This window comes from Legionella rowbothamii (assembly GCF_900639985.1).
GTDB classification, from domain to species: Bacteria; Pseudomonadota; Gammaproteobacteria; order Legionellales; family Legionellaceae; genus Legionella; species Legionella rowbothamii.
Map to the genome: position 1 here is coordinate 1,216,126 of NZ_CAAAIM010000001.1, position 18,310 is coordinate 1,234,435.

Below are 18,310 nucleotides of genomic sequence, written 5' to 3' on the forward strand. Positions count from 1 at the left end.
TTGTTATCTTTTAGCTGTGGTATTTTAAAAGAAATTAGGAAAGGGGTTTTAAATGAAATAACTATACTCTCATCAGAAGATGATTAATGAGGTAACTTAGCTAAATGCACCCTAACTAATCAAGCTCAATTATTCCATCCGTGACTATTTTTTCGCATAGATACTGCAAGAATAAATCAATGTATTCATTATTTCTTTTATGCTTTTTATAAATTGCATAAAGCATAATTTCAGGAGAGTTGTCATTCGGTAATACTGGCAGTAGCTTACCTGCCTGTACTTCTTCTCGCACGGAAAAATAAGGGACCCAAATCAAACCAACCCCATTTACAGCTACCTGCTTTAAGACCTCAGCATTATTACTTTTAAAGTTTCCCGATACATGAATAATTTGCGAGTTTAGTATCCACTTATTTTGCAGTCCATAGAGAGTATTAATTAAACAATTGTGATTGATTAAGTCTTCTGGGGTAGACGGGTAGCCATGCGTCTCCAAATATTCCGGAGAAGCATAAATATATCTCTGAATAGAAAATAATTTTTTACAAACCATGTTAGGTTGTCGAATTACATCGAATGTTATAGCCAAATCAAAGTTATATTCATACATATCAACAATATTTGAACCAATTTGAAGATCGATTGTAATTCCAGAATTAGCCTGCATAAACTGGGTTGTTAAATTTGTCAAATAAAGTACAGCGGGGCCAACCGTTAAACACAATTTTAAAGTCACTAAACCTATTGGAAGCTCCTGAAGAGCTATTTCTTTAATCACTTTTAATTCATCAAATAAATTCCCAACCTTCTCATATAACATTTGCCCTTTATCAGTTAATATTAATTGCTTCGTGGAACGAATAAATAATTTGGTTTTTAACTCCAATTCTAAGTTAGTAATTTGCTTACTTATCTTGGAGGAAGAAATAGATAGTGTTTTGGCAGCAGCAGCAAAACTATTGCATTCAACCACAGTAGTGAAACTTTTTAAACATTGTAAAATATCCATTAGTCTCTTTCATTCAATATAAGATCAATTAAATTTTACACCATACTTGACAACTAGGTTAGTCTAAAAATTCAAAAATCGCACTGTAAGACTAAATCTCAATCACTGGTCTTCTCAAAGCAACAGCCCATAACACCATTAAGTTGACGCTGCTGTGGGGTAATTATTACAATAATCAGTAAAATTATCATTAAAATCAAAGCCCTAGGCCTCTATCTTATCAATATGGCATTCCTTAGTTAAAAATTTATTAAAGGCTCAGCTTTTATTTTATTCCTGTAATTTATGACTAAATTCTTTTTCCCTTGCGCGCTCAATGGCTTCGTGCAACCTTTTCTCAAATATGGCTTTAGGCGGAAGCTCTGTAATAAATTGAGAAACTCTGACTCCCCTTTTCTCTAATTGTAATAACTCAACTCGCTCATCAGATTTTTCTGAACAAAGAACAATTCCAATTGGTGGATTTTATCCAGGTTGCATTTCATGCTTCTCTAACCATCGTAGGTATAATTCAATTTGTCCCTTATCTGCAGCTTTAAATTTACCTTTTTTTAATTCAATCGCTACCATACAGCGTAATTTTCGGTGAAACATCAGTAAATCTATTCTAAAAAATTCGCCATCTATTTCAATTACTTTCTGCCGCTCTTGAAAAGTGAATCCCTTCCCCATGCTTAATAAAAATTCCTCAATGTCCTTTAAAATCGCATCTTCTAATGTTTTCTCATCATTTAATACTTCAGAACTTAAATATGAGAATATATAGGGATCTTGAATAATTAAATCAGGCTCTAATATTTGCGTTTCACGTAATTTTGAAATTTCTTTTTCAATCACGTCGTCAGCTTTCTTAGCAATTGCTGTTCTTTCATATAACATGTCGTCAATTTTTTTTGAGAGCTCTCTTGTACTCCATCTTTCAATTCGACACATTTCAGCGTAGAACTCTCTTTTAAGCTTGTTGTTAATGTTTAGTAGAGATACAAAATGAGTCCATTTCAAATGCTGACTTAGAGATAAAACAATTCTCTCATCAGAAAAAAATTTTCAAATTGAGCACACCGATGTATAACACGCAAACCAAAACCTTTTCCAAATTTTGTCTGTAACTTATCTGCTAGAGTTTTATAACATTCGCGCCGTAAGCCGCTCGATCATGTTTTAATATATCGTGATTAATACGCCGCCCTATATGCCAATATAATAGAACCCCTGCCCTATTAATTTCATGCAAGGTTCGTTGCTGAGTGACCTCTATCAATTGACTGATATCAGAATACAACTGTTCTTCATTTATGCTAGAGAGTTCTCTATCCACTTCCTTCCCCTACAATATGTCTGCGCGCAGACACAATTGTTATGCTAATAGAGTTAAGTAAACGGGGTTTATTTTACTTTTTTAAAACTATTAAAATTTTTTAATTTATAAGTCCAAATTTGGTAAATAAATATGGTAAAATATTCTACGTTAACTTAATATAAATTTTATCGAGATTTTTAACTGGAAATATTATGCTAATTGGATATGCACGTGTTTCAACGGATGATCAAAATTTAAACTTACAGAATGATGCTTTAAAAACTTCTGGTTGTGAGCGAATTTTTGAAGATCACATGACTGGAAGTAAAATTCAAAGACCAGGCTTAGAAGCCGCATTAGAGTTTGCTCGTGAAGGAGATGTTTTTGTTGTCTGGCGTCTAGATAGATTAAGCCGTTCTCTTAAAGACTTAATTGAAATGGTCGCCCTGCTCGATTCTAAAAAAATTGGATTAAAAAGCCTACATGAATCAATTGATACATCTTCAAGCTCAGGAAAATTAATTTTTCATATCTTTGGTGCATTAGCTGAGTTTGAGCGCAGCCTTATTAGAGAGCGTACTCACGCTGGTCTTCAGGCTGCAAGAGCAAGAGGTAGGAATGGTGGCCGTCCTAAAAAATTATCCAACGATAAAGCAAAATTAGCTTTACAGCTTTATGAAGGAAAACAACATAGCATAAATAAAATATGCGAGTTTATAGGGGTTTCGAAACCAACTTTATACAAATACCTTAAAGAAAAATGACATCATGTTAGGAGAAAATTATTGATTAAAATCACCAAGTGTCCCATTCCAATAGTATGGTTAGATACCTCTGTTATGTTGCTACTAACCAAATTAAATAATAATCCACATAGATTAAATGAATCTGAATTAAAGAACATTTCCTTATTATCTCCATATTTGGAAAAAGGAGTGCTAGAAGGGAAGATTTTAATCCCCATTTCTGAGCAAGGTTTAGAAATAATTGGAGAAGATAAAAATAGAGAGTGGTTTGATACCATGCAATCGATTACTTTAGGAATCCTAGCTAGCTCATCGTGGGATATTGAAAATATTCAAACACGAGCAGGGATGAAAAGTTACCTAGCGAATAAAAAAGAGATATGCTTATCCTATTTAGATTATTTTGATTATGATCCAGTAGTAGAGATGAGAGAAACTCTTGCTAGGCAGATAGTAATTTATCCTTCTTTCAATCCTTTTATCCAGTCAATGCAAACTCAGGAATCCATAAAAAGGGATTTAATTACCTCTTTAAATCAAGAACGAGCTAATAATATACAGCAAAATATAGAATATCAGCAGCAGTTTAATAAGGAATTAAATCAAAGATACAATACTCTTCTAGAGCAAAATCCAAGTGTGAATCTCCTATCTCCTTTGGATTTTTTATTAAGTTCGACTTACAAAATATGGGACTTATTAATGTGGTGCTCCCTAAATAATAATGATTTAACGGCTATAAACGAACTCAAAGCCTTCTATAATTCGCCTTATTATAAAGAGTTGCCCCATGTAGCATTAAAATGTGCATTACTAGCTAAGATGAAAACAAGCAAAAATGAAATTAAATCAGGCGATCTAATGGATATTCAGCATACTGCCGATATGCTCTCCGTTTCTGATTTATATATAACAGACAAAAAATGGAGCGCTTTTTTAAAAGAGCAAAAATTTGATGCTCAATATAAAACCAAAATTATATATATAGGAGATAGCGAGGAAATCATAAGTTTTTTTGAGAAATTAGGATGAATCATGAAAAAATATTTTCTAGGTCTTCTTATTGTTACCACACAACAGTATATTTTAAAAAAACCAATCATCCCAAGACTGTGGTCTATTGATTTGGACTGGCTTTCAAATAAAAATTTAAAAATTATCTTTTTCTTTGGAATTTTGTTTTTTTTATACTGGACTTATGAAGAATTAATAGATAAGAAAATTACCGACACAGCGACTAAGAATTTTTTAAAAAAACTTCACAAGTATATAGAAGCAAAAAAAATACCTAGAAATAATAATTTAATTGAAATATACCCCACTAAAATAACTCCTCATAGAAATCTTTATTACATAAATGGCTTTTTAGTACTTAAAGTATCAGATAATTTTTATGATGGTGAATATAAACCACCAGGATATGCTTTAAAGGTGGGCAGAACAATATACTCATATTTAGTTATAAGGTATGCTCTAGAGACGATTTTTAAATTTTTTCCTTACGTAGGGCTATTTTTATGGAGTCTTACTCTTATATCATTTTTTTCCCTACACACCATTTTGTATTTAATATCTCTATTTTATTAACTTTCCGATGTTGCTCAATACTTCGGTGATGCTTAGAGGTACTTCTATCCTTTAGTTAATCTCATGATTATCCTGCTTCAGTTCAATAAAGTGCGCCTTTGCAATAAATTAAACAATATTTAATTGAAACAGTTTTTTAAACCGCCGAAACCCACGAAAGTTCAATTTCAATACAGATATTCAAGAGTTCACTAAAACGGTGGTTTAATTGAACCACTCCTAGGTCAGACCTTGAATCCTGAATTGAACACAAACCAAAAAATATTTAAATTCAAACCACGATCCCAGATGTGCACAACATTTACAATAAAATGGAGGAATTTGATGGTTCAGGATCATCTTCAAGCTCTGAAGTAATCTGCTCTATTGTTTCATACAAATTTTGTGATAATGGCTTAAAGAAATTAATACTCTTACCGCCTGAGTCGTACAAACGTTTAAAAACTAAAGCTAAAGTAGTAAAAATACCGATACCGATGAAAATAGAAATAATGGATAAAAATTTTAAATCCGATTCTTGTTTTGATTGGCGATTTTTCATTAATAGTTCAAGAGTTACCCCCCTTTTTAATTGTTCCTCTACTTTCTTAACTGCCTCGTTATCATCTAAATCTTGATTATCCAAAATTGCTTTTAACTCTCTTACGGCCACTCCTTTAAGATAACCTTCAAAAGCAGGTAACATGTTAGAAAGTTCCCAAGTGAGATCGGTCAGATGAGTTCTTCTATTTTCAATCTCAAGTTCTTCTGACAAAGGAGCAACAAATTCTGCCAAGGCGCGTAAGTGTTTGAATGTTTGATAAATTTTTAGGGAAATAGGGGCTTCGTCCTCAAACAAATAGAGCTGCTCACTAGAATCACGTTGTTTTTTTAACTGCTCCCCTACTGAATAGCCTCTGTGGTAAGATAAGAGCTTTCTGGTTTCGCTATAAGAATAATTGCCATAGTTTACAAAAAAAGATAACGGGAGGTTGCGTAATTGTTCAGAGAGCTCGTCTCTTCTGATACCGCTTATTAAATCATTAAATAGTTCACTAAAACTTAGACCACTGTCTTCACGATATACATACGCCGATCGACTAGTCCTTTTATCTAATTTCAACACTATTTCCGTCGTTGAACCATTAGAAAGCGTTAGCTTGAAACTGAGCGAATCCTCATTTCGGTTAAATTGTACGTTCGTAGCGGTGAAAAAATCTCCCACGGTAAGTCGAGAATCCACGGCATTCAATAAATCAAATAAGTCGGTAAGCAAAACTTCGCGAGATATCTCTGCTCTTTGCCACTTGGCAAGAGCAACGTTATCGTTTAGTAATTCCTCCAGTAATTTATCCTTAATCGGTGGGCAATCCACGTGTTTGTTTAGTCCACGTTTGTATAAGATAATCCTAAATAAATCCGCTAATGCCTGTAAATTATGTAAAACTATATTGGGATCACTAGGGTTAACTGGGTCAACTGCGTCAACATCAGAAGCAACTCTTGCTTCAAATCCTCGTAAGAACTTCAATCCTTGATATTCTTTTATTGCCCTCTTACCTCTCATTCTATTCCAAGTTTCACGTAGATAGTCGAAATGCTCTTCAATCCTCTCAAGATAATATTCATTATTAAATAAAAGATCCTCGAGCATTTTATAATAATTACAAGTTATCCAATCATTAAAACCAGGTGTAGGTTCATCCTTTCCTATCGCCTCTTCGAAAAAACCAAATTAAATGCCTTTTAGTCGAACAATCAGAGCTTTTTAAAACCAAAAACCCCTGGTTATCTTGGTTTTGTCGCAAAAATTACAGTAAATTAAAATGTAAACGATCCTCTAAAAGGGACTAGCGGGGGCATTTGAACAGAAATTTACGGTTTCACCCTTGTAGTTCTATTCACAACCGTAAATCTCAGTACAAAACTCCCCAGCTCCGAAAACGTAGGCTAAAGATCTGTTAATTCTTATCTGATATTGTCTCCCCTTTGGCGAAGTAAGTCCCATTCGGCAGTACATGCTTATAGGGTAACAAGGAAATATGGGCCAGTAAGTTATCATCCACTGTTTCACCTTGTGTCCTCAGTTCATCGACAATGTTGCTGATCCTAGAGGTGTTCCAGTATAGAATGGCATTAGAGAGCAGACTTAATGAACTTGCCTTGTTCATTATCTCCAGGTAATCACCAGTAGTAAACTCACCTTGGTTCGCAAAAAAGATCCAACGCGGTAAATTGTGTCTGTACTCACCTTTGTTTAGCTGAAGCTGAACGAGTATTAAATGTCTGTAAAATGATTGAAGCTTCTAATATAACCGCGACAAGTTGAAAAGCTTCTTGTTGCAGCTTGAAGTCTAACAAATTTCATTGCCGCATTTTTTAGCCAATGAGTGGTTATTTTGCAAAAAGATAAAGAATATATGGAATGTACCCCATCTGGCTTTAGACCAATATCGCTAGCAAGCCAAACGTCTTTATTCAATAGTTCATCGATATCATTATTTTGATGTTGATAAATAGCATGAGCTTTCATTGGCTTTTCTCCTGGTTAGTAAGATAAAGCTTGAAAGCGCTCTTCATTTTTTTATTATCAATATGAGTGTATGTATTTATAGTAGTTTGTACGCTCACATGGCCTAATCGTTTTTGAACTAATGCCATATCCCAATCAGCATTAATTAAAGATGTTGCATGTGTATGACGTAGCATGTGTGGTCGTATATGAAAGCCAACTTTTTTACTCAATAATAAAAAAAGTTTTTTTACTGCTGAATATCGTAAGGAACTATAGTCATACAAATTAATGAAGACATATTCAGTTAATTTATGCTGATCTAATGAGCTAACATATTCGCAATATAAGTTCATTACAGAGTAGGTTTTTGCGTTTTGTTTCTTACTTGATTAATATTTTGACATCGATATTTAACGCGAATCTCATTATCCCAACAAGTAATATCTTCATGTCTTAATGCTAATGCTTGACCTATACGAAGCCCCGTTTCATATAAAAGCCAAACAAGGAACTTATCTCGATAATTTATACAAGCATCGCTTAAAAGAATCAATTGCTCATGTGTAATTACTTTGAGTGGGGATTTATATTGTTTCACCGATATAATTCGTTTCTGTACGGGCTTATTTTTATAGACATGGGGTAATAATGCTTTATAGCGATTACCAGGTAGACTTTGAGGCTCAGTAATCGTGACATCTGTATTTCCTAATTCATTGTGAAACCTATAAAAATTTGATAAACAGCCTAAAATTACGTTTATAGTTGAGCCTTGTCGATACGCGTTATCCGCAAGCAAGTCAATTATTTGTTCATCTTTTTTATGATTTGACAAATGACTATTCCTTATTAAGCTTAGTGTAGTGCAATGCAACACATCTTTGTTTTTTTAATAGGAGAACATGATGAGTGATTTTAATGAGAATGCTAGAGAAATTAAAAACAAAGCAACTAAGCTTTACGATACTGCAAAAAATAATGTAACGAATGCTTACTATGAAACAAAACCGACAGCAGATGAACTAGGAGAACAAATAGGTACTACGGCAACTGATCTTTATGAGTCAGCAGAAGGATATGTCGAAGAAACTATTGCTTCCATGACAAAATCTATTCGAAAACAACCCTTATTTTCAGTATTACTGGCTGCTGGGGTTGGTTATTTATATGCGAAATTTAAAAAATAATGTCATGGAAGATTAACGATTAAATGATACTCTTGGTCTTAATAAAGATAATTAGCCTGCTTTCGTTTCACTTCAGGTGGCCAAATACATAAAAACTTAGGGTATTGAAGGGTGATTAAAATCACCCTCATTTAAATTTGTATCAATAATATCTTGCCTCAAGTGTCACCGAAGAGCTTGATAAAAAATTACCTAAACCTTGCGGTGCAGCTAAACTAACAATAGAACGTTCCCCCTCAGAGAAGCTCTGTATACTAAAAAATAATCTAAATACTTTAAAAGGAAAACAGCGTGTTTAGGTGACTGTGAACTATAGTTAATCATAACAGGTCCCTAAAAAACACAGGCTTTTTTATGCTAGTACTAAATTGGAGTTTATCTTATTTGGAATGGTTATCTAACCTTTTTGTCAATTCAAATCCAATATCAGTTAATCAACAATGGATTTTAGATCGAATGGAAAAATCTGGTTATAAATTATACGATAAGGGACTATGCTTTGGGATTGGGCTTATGGGAATGCAAGCTATTTTAGCCCAAGATACTAAGAGTTTTTTTCAACGAATAGGAAAGATACATGCAACGCCTGTAGATTCATTTGCAGATGAAGCGAAAAAAGATTTCTTTATTAAAGAAGAGATTTTTGCTTTTTTTGATGGAGTAATCATCTATCAAAATGCTTATATGCTTCCAGAACTCTTTAAAAAAAAACCTGAATCAGGTTCTGCCAATGCATTATTAATGTATCCCCGAGCTAACCCTCACTGTCTTGCAAATGTAGTAACCCCAATCCGTTTTTCGGGAATATATAATCAAATTGAATTAACTATTTTTTTTGCAGAAATGCATCGAATAATGCAGCAGGAAAAAATCAGATTCCCAGTGGCATTTGTATTGAATAATGGTAATCATACTACTACTGTTGGTTATTTTCCGAGTGAGCGCAATACACCATGGCAATTAATTGATGCAAATCAATTAGGAACCAACCAACTAATGGATAATCATCTTATTGCAGAATCACTTTGTTTGGCTCATTCTGATGACAAAAATGTACTCATGGCAGTAGAGGTATTTGTTGAGCGTTTCTACGAAAAAGCCATAATGCATTGTTTTTCATTATTATCAATACAAGAGAGTTGGAAAAAAATACAGGCCATTTCAAATCAAAAATTAAAATTTGTTAGTTCAAATGGTTATACCTGGCTTTTAATTGCTGCACGCTTTAATCCTGAAATGTTAGACACATTACTTAATACGCCCGAAGATAAAACAGACCAAATAAATCTCTTGGCTCAGAGCGATCCTAATGGATGGAATTCTCTAATGACCACACTTCATTGTCACCCTAAATATGCCAAAACCTTATTGAAAATCCTCAATACCTTTGATCCACAAGATAAAGCCAATATTTTAAAACAATGTAGTCGAGGAGGTTGGAATGCATTACTAATCGCACTATTTTCAACTACCAATCAGATCAACCCACTATTGAAACAAATTATATCCTTAAAAGATGAAAAAATACGGAAAGAAATCTTGGGACAGGTAATCTCTTCTAATGGATGGGGACTCAAAGAAGCTATTAAGGAAAACAGAGTGAATAAAGAGCTTGTTGACCTGATAAACAAAATAGAACTTCAGGAAAAAAAATCAAACCGAAACGCCTTATTTAGTCAACCAGAAAAGGACATCAAGGATCAGGATAATCCATCCCACAGAGCAACTCTTTAAATGGAACTTTGTGGAAAGTGGCATTATGAAGAGTTTAGTGGCAAATTAGTGAGGCTCCTCACCCTGCTCTTTTAACGCGTTCCACAGATTATTAGGTGGTGTGACAATCAAGTGAAATATACTAACCAATTGCTAGAAAGACTGACGTTTAAGTATAACTTATTGTCCTTTTTTGCGGTGGAACCTAATAAATGACCCCAGCCTAAGCGACGCGCCCTATGGCGTAGGCATTCTTTCTAAGGATAAGCCTATCTCTTTCATTTCTTCCTGAGTAAAAAATGTCTTGACTAAAGAAAGTTGTAAGGAGGGAGAACGAGTATGCTCCTCTCCAGACGCGTGCGATAGTGAGGGCCCCCCCGTAGGCTCAATAGCACAAGCATTTTGTATTAGTGTTTGCACCTGAGGCTCATAATTAATTTTTGCAAGCATAGTGCTATTCTCAGCTAAGTAGTTTTGCAATGTTGTCTTGCAATGGGCGTCAGAAAAAGCCATATATAATTCGAGATTGACATCACTCCTATTCGCAATAAAATGCTCCATATGAGTAATCGAGTCGAATAGACTCTGCCCCCGTTGCAGAAAAACAAGCAGCTCTTTATTGGCAGGTAAAAAACCACATTTAACATATAAGGGCAACCCCTCCTCACTAGAAACTAAATTAATTTGCTCAATCCCATAGCTTTTTATCACCTTTAACACTGTTAATAAGAACAGTTTTGCAAATCCATTTCCTTGAGCAGCAGGTGCGGTAGCTAACCAATCAATAGTGGCATCATTTGCCATTGAGGATATTGTCATTTGCATATAGCTCACAATCTCCTTGTTGTGCAACAAGATAAGAGGGATATGGATATCATCATCTTCATCCTTATAACTTCCTCCATTTTCCACCGCATAAATAGCTTCTGCATCTATGCTTTTAGTTATTATTAAGCTATTTTGTTCTATATAATCTAGATCGGATTGTTGAGGAATGCTTAAAGTAAGCTCTATATTATCTATATCTATATTGTCTATAAATGAAGATGAGATTATCTGAACATTGCAGTGTTTAGGCCTTTTTCGTTCGTTCGGTGAAGTAGGAATAAGATGACGCTTCATTAATATAAACGCTTGTTTTATGAATAGGCGTTTATTTTACTTGATTAAAATTAAGATAGTCTTAAGGGCTTTATTATCCCCACTGAGTTGGCAATTGATTATTACCAGCTTAGTATTCAAATTAAGCGGATTCCACAAACTAATACAACTCCACTTTGCCTAGTTTTTTTCTGTACAGGAATTTTAGCTCCGGAAACTGCACATCTCTATATTAAGAACATATCCATATCAAAAATTTTAGATATTAGTCTTGAATTTTATATAAGAACCCTTATCTAAATAATCAACCAAAAACATATTTTAAGGAGACAGCATGAACACATTAAGAAGAACTATGCCCATGTACCGTGATATGGGTCATTTTCTCAATGATTTTTTTAACATTGAAAAGCAGGAGGACTCGTCCTACATTGAGACCAGTAGCTGGTCACCTTTGGTCGATATCAAAGAAGAGAAAGATTGCTTTTTAGTCCTCGCAGATGTTCCTGGGGTGAAAAAAGAAGACATTAGTATTTCTTTAGAACAACACGTTCTAACTTTAAAAGGTGTGCGTCAGTTTGAAAAAACAGAACAGCATCAAAGCTATACCCGAAGAGAGCGCACTCAAGGACAGTTTTATCGTCGCTTTAGCCTACCTCAGACTGCGGATGATGCCAAAATCACCGCACGTTATTCTCATGGGGTTCTTGAAATCAGAATTCCGAAAAAAGAAGCTGCTGCTGAGAAAAAAATCGAAATTACTGTGGAAGAGTAGCGTACATAGGCCTCTATGAGGCCTTTTACTAAAATACTGCAAAACATCTATCTGTTGTAAGTTTAGAGCCTTCTTTAATGCTCAAAGATTTCAAATACTTATTTATTAATAAGTTAATTTGAGCAAAATACTTCTACCCCATAAATCCATAATGGGGTTAATCCTATTAATAATTACTTCGATTAGACAGAAAATAATCTAGCTTCTAGAATAAATGGTATATGAAGACACTAGGATAAATAAGCAGCCGAAATCAATTCTAACTATGATTATTGGCCAATATCCTAAATGAACTCCGTGTCAGGGTAAAAAGTTCATGAGGCACTTGCAGTTAACTCATGAGTAATCTCTAAGTTATCTTCTTGTAAGAGAGTACTAACAAATCAAAGGAATGATTATGGGGCTTAGTCAATATTACAAAAAGAGAGACTTCTCAAAAACACCTGAGCCTAAAGGCAAAATAAGTAAAGAGCATTCTCGTCTTTTTATTATTCAAAAACATGCAGCCAGCCATTTACATTACGATTTTCGCTTAGAACTTCATGACGTTTTAAAAAGTTGGGCTATCCCTAAAGGGCCTTCTTTAGATCCAAAAGTAAAACGCTTAGCGATGCATGTCGAAGATCACCCCATTCAATACGGCAGTTTTGAAGGAATTATTCCTAAGGGGCAGTACGGAGGGGGTACGGTCATGTTATGGGATAAAGGAACTTGGGAGCCTTTAGATGAAAAACCTTATGAAGCCTATCAGAAAGGCCATTTAAGATTCCGGCTTCATGCAGAAAAGCTTAATGGCAGGTGGGATTTAATTCGTTTTAAAGATGAAAAACATTGGTTTTTAATTAAACACGAAGACGAATTTGCACAAAGCCAAGAAAAATATGACATTACCAAAGCTCTGGATAGAAGTGTTGTTTCTAATTACACTATGGACGAAATTGCCACCAATTATGACCGTATTTGGAGTACTACTGGAGAACAAACAGTAAAACCTCAAAGAAAACGTAAAATACAACATCAACAAAAACCGACAATTACCCTCCCCCAAGGGTTAGTTCAAAGTGAATTCCCAAGGTTTATTGCACCTCAGCTTGCTACTTTAGTTGATAACCCGCCAGTTGGTGACCAGTGGCTGCATGAAATTAAATTTGATGGGTATCGCATCCTTACCTATAAAAATGGCTCTGAGGTAGAGCTCAAATCGAGAAATAATAATTCCTGGACCAGGGACTTTCCATCAATCGTTGAGGCAGTGAGTCGTTTACCTTTCAAACAAATAATTTTGGATGGTGAAGTCGTCGTTTTAGACGAGAAAGGCCGTTCCGATTTTCAACTACTGCAAAATTCTTTAAAAAATCAAAAAAAGACATCCGTTGTCTATTTCGTTTTCGATATTCTGTATTTTGAGGGGTATGACCTAAGACACCTACCCTTGGTGGAGCGTAAAGCCATTTTAAAAAATATACTCTCGGTAAATAGCCCCCCTCTTCATTATAGTGATCACATTATGAAAGAGGGTAAAGAGCTTTTTCAGTACTCGTGCAACCACGCATTGGAAGGGATAGTATCCAAACTCGGTACAGAACCTTACCTTTCAAAAAGAAGCAAGGGTTGGTTAAAGATAAAATGTTTAAAACGACAAGAATTTGTGATTGGAGGCTACACCTTGCCCAAAGGAGGACGTTCTCATTTTGGGTCGCTTTTTTTAGGTGCTTACAATAAAGAAGGAACATTGGACTTTGCAGGCAATGTAGGCACGGGGTTTACTGAAAAATCCTTAAATGAAATCAATAAGCTTTTACAAGAAAATAAAGCATTAAAAAATCCATTCAACAGCAAGCCCCCAGGTTATACGACTGCACATTGGCTGGAACCAAACTTGGTTTGTGAAGTTGAATTCACGGAATGGACCAAAGACGGCCACATCCGTCATCCAAGTTTTAAAGGAATACGTTTAGATAAAAAAGCGAGCGATGTGATACGTGAAATAGAAACACCTTTAGCAGAAATAAAAAAAGCAAAAGCATCTTCAAAAAAATCAGAGGCCCCTTTTGTGATAACCCATCCAGATAAAATTCTCTATCCTGAGGATAAAATCACTAAAAAAGAGATGCTTACCTATTATGAAGCAATTAGTGACTACATTTTGCCTTACATTACTTTAAGGCCGTTGACTTTAGTACGCTGCCCTTCTAATTACACAAAATGCTTTTACCAGCGCCATTTTAATGAATCGACCCCAGATACATTAACCCCATTTGAAGATCCGACTGATGCTGAACATGAACGCTACCTTTACCTTAACAATCGAGAGGGATTGTTGAGTTTAGTACAAATGGGGGTCCTTGAAATTCATCCTTGGGGTAGTCGCATCGATCAAATAGAACAACCCGACATACTTGTGATTGACCTAGATCCAGCTCCAGATGTTCCTTGGAAACAAGTGGTAACAGCCGCCAGGGAAGTTCGTGAGTATTTAGCTCAATACCAGCTAAAATCTTTTGTCAAAAGCACTGGGGGCAAAGGACTCCATGTCGTAATCCCTATTACTCCAGAATACGATTGGGACACCATTAAAGAGTTTACCCATGTTTTTGTTAAGTTTTTAGAAAAGCTTAAACCTAATGAATACATCAGCACCATGACTAAGTCCAAACGAGCAGGGAAGATATTTGTGGATTATTTAAGAAATCAACGAACAGCTACTGCAATTGCTGCATATTCTACACGTGCGAGACCTCATGCCCCGGTTTCCACCCCTCTTGCTTGGGAGGAACTTAGCACGCGAATTGAGGAAAATAGCTATACTATAAAAACCTTGCCCAAACGGTTGGAGCAACTAAAAGAAGATCCCTGGCAAGATTTTTGGTTAATTAAACAGTCTTTACGATTAGATCAACTAGTGTAATTTTACCGCTAAGGAAATTACCAAAATTTAATCTGAATATTAAGCACTGATAAAGGATAAATTGGATGTAGTTCTCCCTATTAACTGGAGGCATGATGGCTAAATCAATTTGGAAAGGCGAGATTTCTTTTGGGCTAGTATCTATTCCTGTCTCCTTAGTTTCGGTTGAAGAAAACAATGATCTTAAATTTCATCTTCTGGATTCAAAAACTAACTCTCGAGTACGATACCAACGAGTAAATGAGGATACCGGAAAAGAGGTTCACTGGGAAAATATAGTAAAAGGCTGGGAATATGAAAAAGGCAGCTACATTATTGTAGATGAAAGCGCGTTTCAAAAGGCAAGTCCTGATGTGTTCAAATCCATTAATATTGAGGAATTTGTCACTTTAAAGGAAATAGATAATCTTTATTATTCAAAGCCCTACTACCTGCAACCCGAAAGCAAAAACAAAAAAGCTTATGTACTCTTGCGGGAAGCGCTTAAAAATACGAATAAAGTAGGTGTAGCTAAAGTAATTATTCGCAGCAAAGAATCGTTGAGTCTTATTATTCCCCATGAGCACGCATTGCTCTTATATTTGATCCATTTTGCCGATGAAATTCGTGAAGAAGAGGAAGTGAATGTTCCTCGAGAGGAACTCAAAACCTATAAAATTGCTGACAAAGAAATAAAAATGGCCGAAGCGTTAATTAAAGACATGACCAACTCCTGGGAACCTGAAAAATACCATAATGAATATCGCGAGACCATGCAAAAATGGTTGAACAAGGAAACTCAGAAACTTAAAAAATCAGGCAAAAAAGTTTCAAAAGCGCCTAGTCAAAACAAGGATTCAGTGGTTGACTTTATTTCCCTACTCAAAGAAAGCATGGGAAACAAAAGGAAAACCAAAACCACATCCCGAGCTAAGCAAGCAGATAAAAAGAAGGAAGCCTAATTCATTATCTGAAGCAAGGTTTCTTTTATAAAAAAGTACAAATAAGCGCCATTTCATCATCTCCGAGCGATGATGAGCAGAATATATTACTGGCGAAAATGATTCTCTTCGATGCCCCCCAAGTCATCTTAATTTTTATGAAACTCCTCTTCTGAGCCCGTTCTTGGGGCAATAATTTCTAAAGTGGGAGAAGCCCAATATAGAACTTGTTTCTCATTAAGTATTTTGTAAGGTAATAATAAATACTGATCCTTTTTGAGCCTCCAAAATTCACCACAATACTGACCATCGACTCCTTGAGAAATAATGGATAATTTTTTATGATTTTTATCGGTAAATTGTAAGCAGTAATTTGCGTTCTGATTTGGACGAATTTTTAATATCGATGCGCTAATAGGTATTTCTCCTTGAGCATTCATAGAAAACATAAATCTATTTAGCTTCGCATAGAAATCACTGCCAAACTGAAATATTAAAGAGGCAAATAGGAGCGTAATAATGGTGGCCTTTATTTTAGGTAAGTTTCTATTTCTCGACTTTAATATCTTATAAAAAAATAGCCATCCAGCAATCAGGGATACAATTTTAATCCAAAAAATCATCAAGTTAATCCTTGTAAAGGGCAAGAAATTTTTTTAAATAAAGTTTACTATCCTTAATGTCGATCGAATTGAGCCAAAATCCAATCTTAAAGAGCCTAAACATTGCGTTTAGTTTAAGTATAGAACCCAATTGAACAATATATTTTACAATAATTTACCTGGTTAAATTTGACACAATTTGATTTAATACCTATAATTAAAATGTAGCCAAGTTCTTTTTATTAAGAAAGCGGCTGCTGGAGGGCCACTTAGGTGGCCTTCGTCATTATTAGCTTTTATTCGTGCACGATTTATTAACCATTGTTTATTTCTAGAGAAAGGTTAAAAACGAAAAGTAGTCCCGAATTAAATTTACTAACCCTTTCTTTATCCTTTTCAAAAAAAGCTAACTAAGATTATTCAATGCATCACCATCATTAATGGGTGTGCCCTGCCTAACGTCTATGAGCCATAACAGCAAGAAAAACAGTTACTCTCTGACTATTAGAGCCGAATTTTACTATCGAAAAACAATGATCCTATTTTGAAGACTTACATCACGGCACTTAGCGTACGACCTTTTCTTCTTTCTTTAAAAAGAACCATTAATGACCATATAGTCTATATTTAGATCATAATAAAAGGATTAAGGTTTAGGGAAGAAATGTTAACGCCAATAAAAAACAGTGGATTATTCTTCAGTTCCAAACGATTACAAATAGATAAGGTCAATGAATTCATTCGAAAAATTAATAAGTACTATAGGTCAGATCCACAAAAGGCATTAGATTATTTAACAGAGCTTAATAACTACTATCAAAAAAGGCTTCAGAAAAATGATTTGGCCTCGACTCTTGCCATATGGTTTATTGAGAACCCTATCGAAAACATCCAAAATAAAATTCACCATCAAATAAGCAATAACCAATTGCGCGACAAAATTTTGGATCTAACAGCGCAGATACAATTGCCCACCATTTATGAGAGCTATACAGGAAAAGATAGCTTTAGGACCCTTGTAGAAGGTGAGCTTGACAAAGTCGATGAGGAGTATAAAGTCGTCTCAATAAAAAGTAATAACAATCCGATTGTGCAAGTCAATCATGAAGAAGATAGTTTCGTCGTCCGCTTTTTAAGGATGGATAAAAATGAGGAGGATTCTGGAGTTTCTCCTCGTTTTATTCGCGAGCAAATCCAAGATCTCCCCCAAATACCTCAACCTTATTTAATAGAATTTGTTTCTGCAGATCAACAAGAAATAACTTATCTAGAATACAGTGAATTTTATGCTTCAGGTAGTTTACAAAAACATTTTGATGTATTAAGAAAAAGGAACGACTTAAAATATATTCCCACTGCAGATATTCATAAAGAACTCTTTGGTTATACAAAAAAAATAGCTGAGTTTTTTATTGCCATTAATGAAAAACAAATTTGGTATACCGATTTAAAACCAGGAAACATATTATTAAATAATGAGCAGGGTATCGTTATTAGTGACATCAAAGGCTTAATAGCCTCTTCTGAGCTTGAAATCCCCAGCAATCGCACCAGCACCAGCCAAGCCTATTTTCAATCCAGCGTATTTAATAAAAATCAGATTAACTTAGAAAAGATTCAATGCCAGACCTTAGCTACAACACTTTATGAATTGGCTTGTGGTGAATTGCCAATGCAATTTCCTACATCTCACAGCGATTGGCGTAATATGTATAATTTTAATCACCCTGTTTTTCGTGGGGAACAAGGCCAGGAGTTACGGCAATTGATTAAGGCCTTAGTGTCTAAAGAACCTCCGTCTATGGAAGAAGTATTAGAGTTAATCAACGGGCATGAGCTAAGAGCTAGCCCCGTATTACCGAAAAATATCTTGACTGATAAGAAAGAGAATACGTTGGACCCAGTTAGCATAATCGAGCTTTCTGCAGCGGAAGAATCAACTTCTTATGCCCGAAAGATGTAATCGTT

General features: G+C 35.0%; 19 protein-coding genes and 1 pseudogene. 9 read left to right on the forward strand and 11 right to left on the reverse strand.

Annotated features, from left to right (window positions below):
- Positions 1–115 precede the first annotated feature (115 nt).
- The 4 genes and pseudogenes from E1P08_RS05145 to E1P08_RS17625 all read right to left on the reverse strand — a co-directional run bounded on the left by E1P08_RS05145 (position 116) and on the right by E1P08_RS17625 (position 2,327).
- Complete coding sequence (locus E1P08_RS05145; protein WP_133135913.1) at positions 116–1,009, reverse strand: LysR family transcriptional regulator; 894 nt, start codon at positions 1,007–1,009, stop codon at positions 116–118.
- Positions 1,010–1,474: 465 nt separating this feature from the next.
- Entirely contained in the window at positions 1,475–1,888 is a 414-nt protein-coding gene (locus E1P08_RS05150; RefSeq protein WP_242602381.1) for a PDDEXK nuclease domain-containing protein, read from the reverse strand.
- Positions 1,886–2,041 (reverse strand): annotated as a pseudogene (locus E1P08_RS17620) (DUF1016 N-terminal domain-containing protein); the annotation flags it as partial. The gene E1P08_RS05150 and the pseudogene E1P08_RS17620, both read right to left, overlap by 3 nt.
- An 85-nt stretch (positions 2,042–2,126) precedes the next feature.
- Positions 2,127–2,327 carry a DUF1016 N-terminal domain-containing protein gene (locus E1P08_RS17625; protein WP_133135915.1) on the reverse strand — a complete coding sequence of 67 codons (201 nt, stop codon included), beginning with the start codon at positions 2,325–2,327 and terminating at the stop codon, positions 2,127–2,129.
- 194 nt (positions 2,328–2,521) lie between these two features.
- On the opposite strand from E1P08_RS17625, the gene E1P08_RS05160 reads away from it, so the two are divergent.
- Genes E1P08_RS05160 through E1P08_RS05170 form a run of 3 tightly spaced genes read left to right on the forward strand, consistent with a single transcriptional unit; the run spans position 2,522 to position 4,642 of the window.
- A complete protein-coding gene (locus E1P08_RS05160) occupies positions 2,522–3,073 on the forward strand; it encodes a recombinase family protein (protein WP_133135916.1) in 552 nt (183 codons plus the stop codon).
- A 21-nt stretch (positions 3,074–3,094) separates the two neighbouring features.
- Positions 3,095–4,087, forward strand: coding sequence for a hypothetical protein (locus E1P08_RS05165; protein ID WP_133135917.1), 993 nt, complete (start codon positions 3,095–3,097; stop codon positions 4,085–4,087).
- Between the two features lie 3 nt (positions 4,088–4,090).
- Positions 4,091–4,642: a hypothetical protein gene (locus tag E1P08_RS05170; RefSeq protein ID WP_133135918.1), complete on the forward strand. Its 552-nt coding sequence runs from the start codon at positions 4,091–4,093 to the stop codon at positions 4,640–4,642.
- Between the two features lie 301 nt (positions 4,643–4,943).
- On the opposite strand, the gene E1P08_RS05175 is transcribed toward E1P08_RS05170, so the two are convergent.
- From E1P08_RS05175 to E1P08_RS05195, 5 genes are all read right to left on the reverse strand, one after another.
- Positions 4,944–6,275: a hypothetical protein gene (locus E1P08_RS05175; RefSeq protein ID WP_133135919.1), complete on the reverse strand. Its 1,332-nt coding sequence runs from the start codon at positions 6,273–6,275 to the stop codon at positions 4,944–4,946.
- Positions 6,276–6,582: 307 nt separating this feature from the next.
- On the reverse strand, positions 6,583–6,900 hold the full coding sequence (locus tag E1P08_RS17725) for a Tn3 family transposase (protein ID WP_207387338.1): 318 nt from the start codon (positions 6,898–6,900) through the stop codon (positions 6,583–6,585).
- A complete protein-coding gene (locus E1P08_RS05185; RefSeq protein ID WP_133135920.1) occupies positions 6,900–7,154 on the reverse strand; it encodes a hypothetical protein in 255 nt (84 codons plus the stop codon). Before E1P08_RS05185 ends, E1P08_RS17725 begins: the two co-directional genes overlap by 1 nt.
- The gene (locus E1P08_RS17730) at positions 7,151–7,489 is read right to left on the reverse strand and encodes a tyrosine-type recombinase/integrase (RefSeq protein WP_133135921.1); all 339 of its coding nucleotides are present in this window, start codon (positions 7,487–7,489) and stop codon (positions 7,151–7,153) included. The genes E1P08_RS05185 and E1P08_RS17730 overlap by 4 nt, the downstream gene beginning before the upstream one ends.
- A complete protein-coding gene (locus E1P08_RS05195) occupies positions 7,489–7,971 on the reverse strand; it encodes a tyrosine-type recombinase/integrase (RefSeq protein WP_165485088.1) in 483 nt (160 codons plus the stop codon). The genes E1P08_RS17730 and E1P08_RS05195 overlap by 1 nt, the downstream gene beginning before the upstream one ends.
- A 67-nt stretch (positions 7,972–8,038) precedes the next feature.
- Between E1P08_RS05195 and E1P08_RS05200 the strand changes: the two genes are divergently transcribed.
- The gene (locus E1P08_RS05200; RefSeq protein WP_133135923.1) at positions 8,039–8,323 is read left to right on the forward strand and encodes a hypothetical protein; all 285 of its coding nucleotides are present in this window, start codon (positions 8,039–8,041) and stop codon (positions 8,321–8,323) included.
- 354 nt (positions 8,324–8,677) lie between these two features.
- The gene (locus tag E1P08_RS05205) at positions 8,678–10,057 is read left to right on the forward strand and encodes a hypothetical protein (RefSeq protein ID WP_133135924.1); all 1,380 of its coding nucleotides are present in this window, start codon (positions 8,678–8,680) and stop codon (positions 10,055–10,057) included.
- Between the two features lie 216 nt (positions 10,058–10,273).
- Here E1P08_RS05205 and E1P08_RS05210 read toward each other — a convergent pair whose 3' ends face one another.
- Positions 10,274–11,158: a GNAT family N-acetyltransferase gene (locus tag E1P08_RS05210; RefSeq protein ID WP_133135925.1), complete on the reverse strand. Its 885-nt coding sequence runs from the start codon at positions 11,156–11,158 to the stop codon at positions 10,274–10,276.
- 313 nt (positions 11,159–11,471) lie between these two features.
- On the opposite strand from E1P08_RS05210, the gene E1P08_RS05215 reads away from it, so the two are divergent.
- From E1P08_RS05215 to ku, 3 genes are all read left to right on the forward strand, one after another.
- Entirely contained in the window at positions 11,472–11,912 is a 441-nt protein-coding gene (locus E1P08_RS05215) for an Hsp20/alpha crystallin family protein (RefSeq protein ID WP_133135926.1), read from the forward strand.
- 397 nt (positions 11,913–12,309) lie between these two features.
- Entirely contained in the window at positions 12,310–14,820 is a 2,511-nt protein-coding gene (gene ligD, locus E1P08_RS05220; RefSeq protein WP_133135927.1) for a DNA ligase D, read from the forward strand.
- Positions 14,821–14,915: 95 nt separating this feature from the next.
- Positions 14,916–15,761, forward strand: coding sequence for a non-homologous end joining protein Ku (gene ku, locus E1P08_RS05225; RefSeq protein ID WP_133135928.1), 846 nt, complete (start codon positions 14,916–14,918; stop codon positions 15,759–15,761).
- A gap of 128 nt (positions 15,762–15,889) precedes the next feature.
- Here the strand turns inward: ku and E1P08_RS05230 are convergent, their stop codons facing one another.
- Entirely contained in the window at positions 15,890–16,363 is a 474-nt protein-coding gene (locus E1P08_RS05230) for a hypothetical protein (protein WP_133135929.1), read from the reverse strand.
- A gap of 643 nt (positions 16,364–17,006) precedes the next feature.
- Here E1P08_RS05230 and E1P08_RS05235 point away from each other — a divergent pair.
- Positions 17,007–18,305 carry a protein kinase domain-containing protein gene (locus tag E1P08_RS05235; RefSeq protein WP_133135930.1) on the forward strand — a complete coding sequence of 433 codons (1,299 nt, stop codon included), beginning with the start codon at positions 17,007–17,009 and terminating at the stop codon, positions 18,303–18,305.
- Positions 18,306–18,310: the final 5 nt, after the last annotated feature.

Bases quoted from the DNA above. Each gene is read 5' to 3' on its own strand.
- E1P08_RS05200 (WP_133135923.1), top strand. From the start codon at position 8,039: ATGATGAGTGATTTTAATGAGAATGCTAGAGAAATTAAAAACAAAGCA.
- E1P08_RS05175 (WP_133135919.1), bottom strand. From the start codon at position 6,275: ATGCTCGAGGATCTTTTATTTAATAATGAATATTATCTTGAGAGGATT.
- E1P08_RS05185 (WP_133135920.1), bottom strand. From the start codon at position 7,154: ATGAAAGCTCATGCTATTTATCAACATCAAAATAATGATATCGATGAA.
- E1P08_RS05145 (WP_133135913.1), bottom strand. From the start codon at position 1,009: ATGGATATTTTACAATGTTTAAAAAGTTTCACTACTGTGGTTGAATGC.
- E1P08_RS05160 (WP_133135916.1), top strand. From the start codon at position 2,522: ATGCTAATTGGATATGCACGTGTTTCAACGGATGATCAAAATTTAAAC.
- E1P08_RS05235 (WP_133135930.1), top strand. From the start codon at position 17,007: ATGTTAACGCCAATAAAAAACAGTGGATTATTCTTCAGTTCCAAACGA.
- E1P08_RS05215 (WP_133135926.1), top strand. From the start codon at position 11,472: ATGAACACATTAAGAAGAACTATGCCCATGTACCGTGATATGGGTCAT.
- E1P08_RS05210 (WP_133135925.1), bottom strand. From the start codon at position 11,158: ATGAAGCGTCATCTTATTCCTACTTCACCGAACGAACGAAAAAGGCCT.
- E1P08_RS05205 (WP_133135924.1), top strand. From the start codon at position 8,678: ATGCTAGTACTAAATTGGAGTTTATCTTATTTGGAATGGTTATCTAAC.
- E1P08_RS05170 (WP_133135918.1), top strand. From the start codon at position 4,091: ATGAAAAAATATTTTCTAGGTCTTCTTATTGTTACCACACAACAGTAT.
- E1P08_RS17730 (WP_133135921.1), bottom strand. From the start codon at position 7,489: ATGAACTTATATTGCGAATATGTTAGCTCATTAGATCAGCATAAATTA.
- E1P08_RS05150 (WP_242602381.1), bottom strand. From the start codon at position 1,888: ATGTTATATGAAAGAACAGCAATTGCTAAGAAAGCTGACGACGTGATT.
- E1P08_RS05230 (WP_133135929.1), bottom strand. From the start codon at position 16,363: ATGATTTTTTGGATTAAAATTGTATCCCTGATTGCTGGATGGCTATTT.
- ku (WP_133135928.1), top strand. From the start codon at position 14,916: ATGGCTAAATCAATTTGGAAAGGCGAGATTTCTTTTGGGCTAGTATCT.
- ligD (WP_133135927.1), top strand. From the start codon at position 12,310: ATGGGGCTTAGTCAATATTACAAAAAGAGAGACTTCTCAAAAACACCT.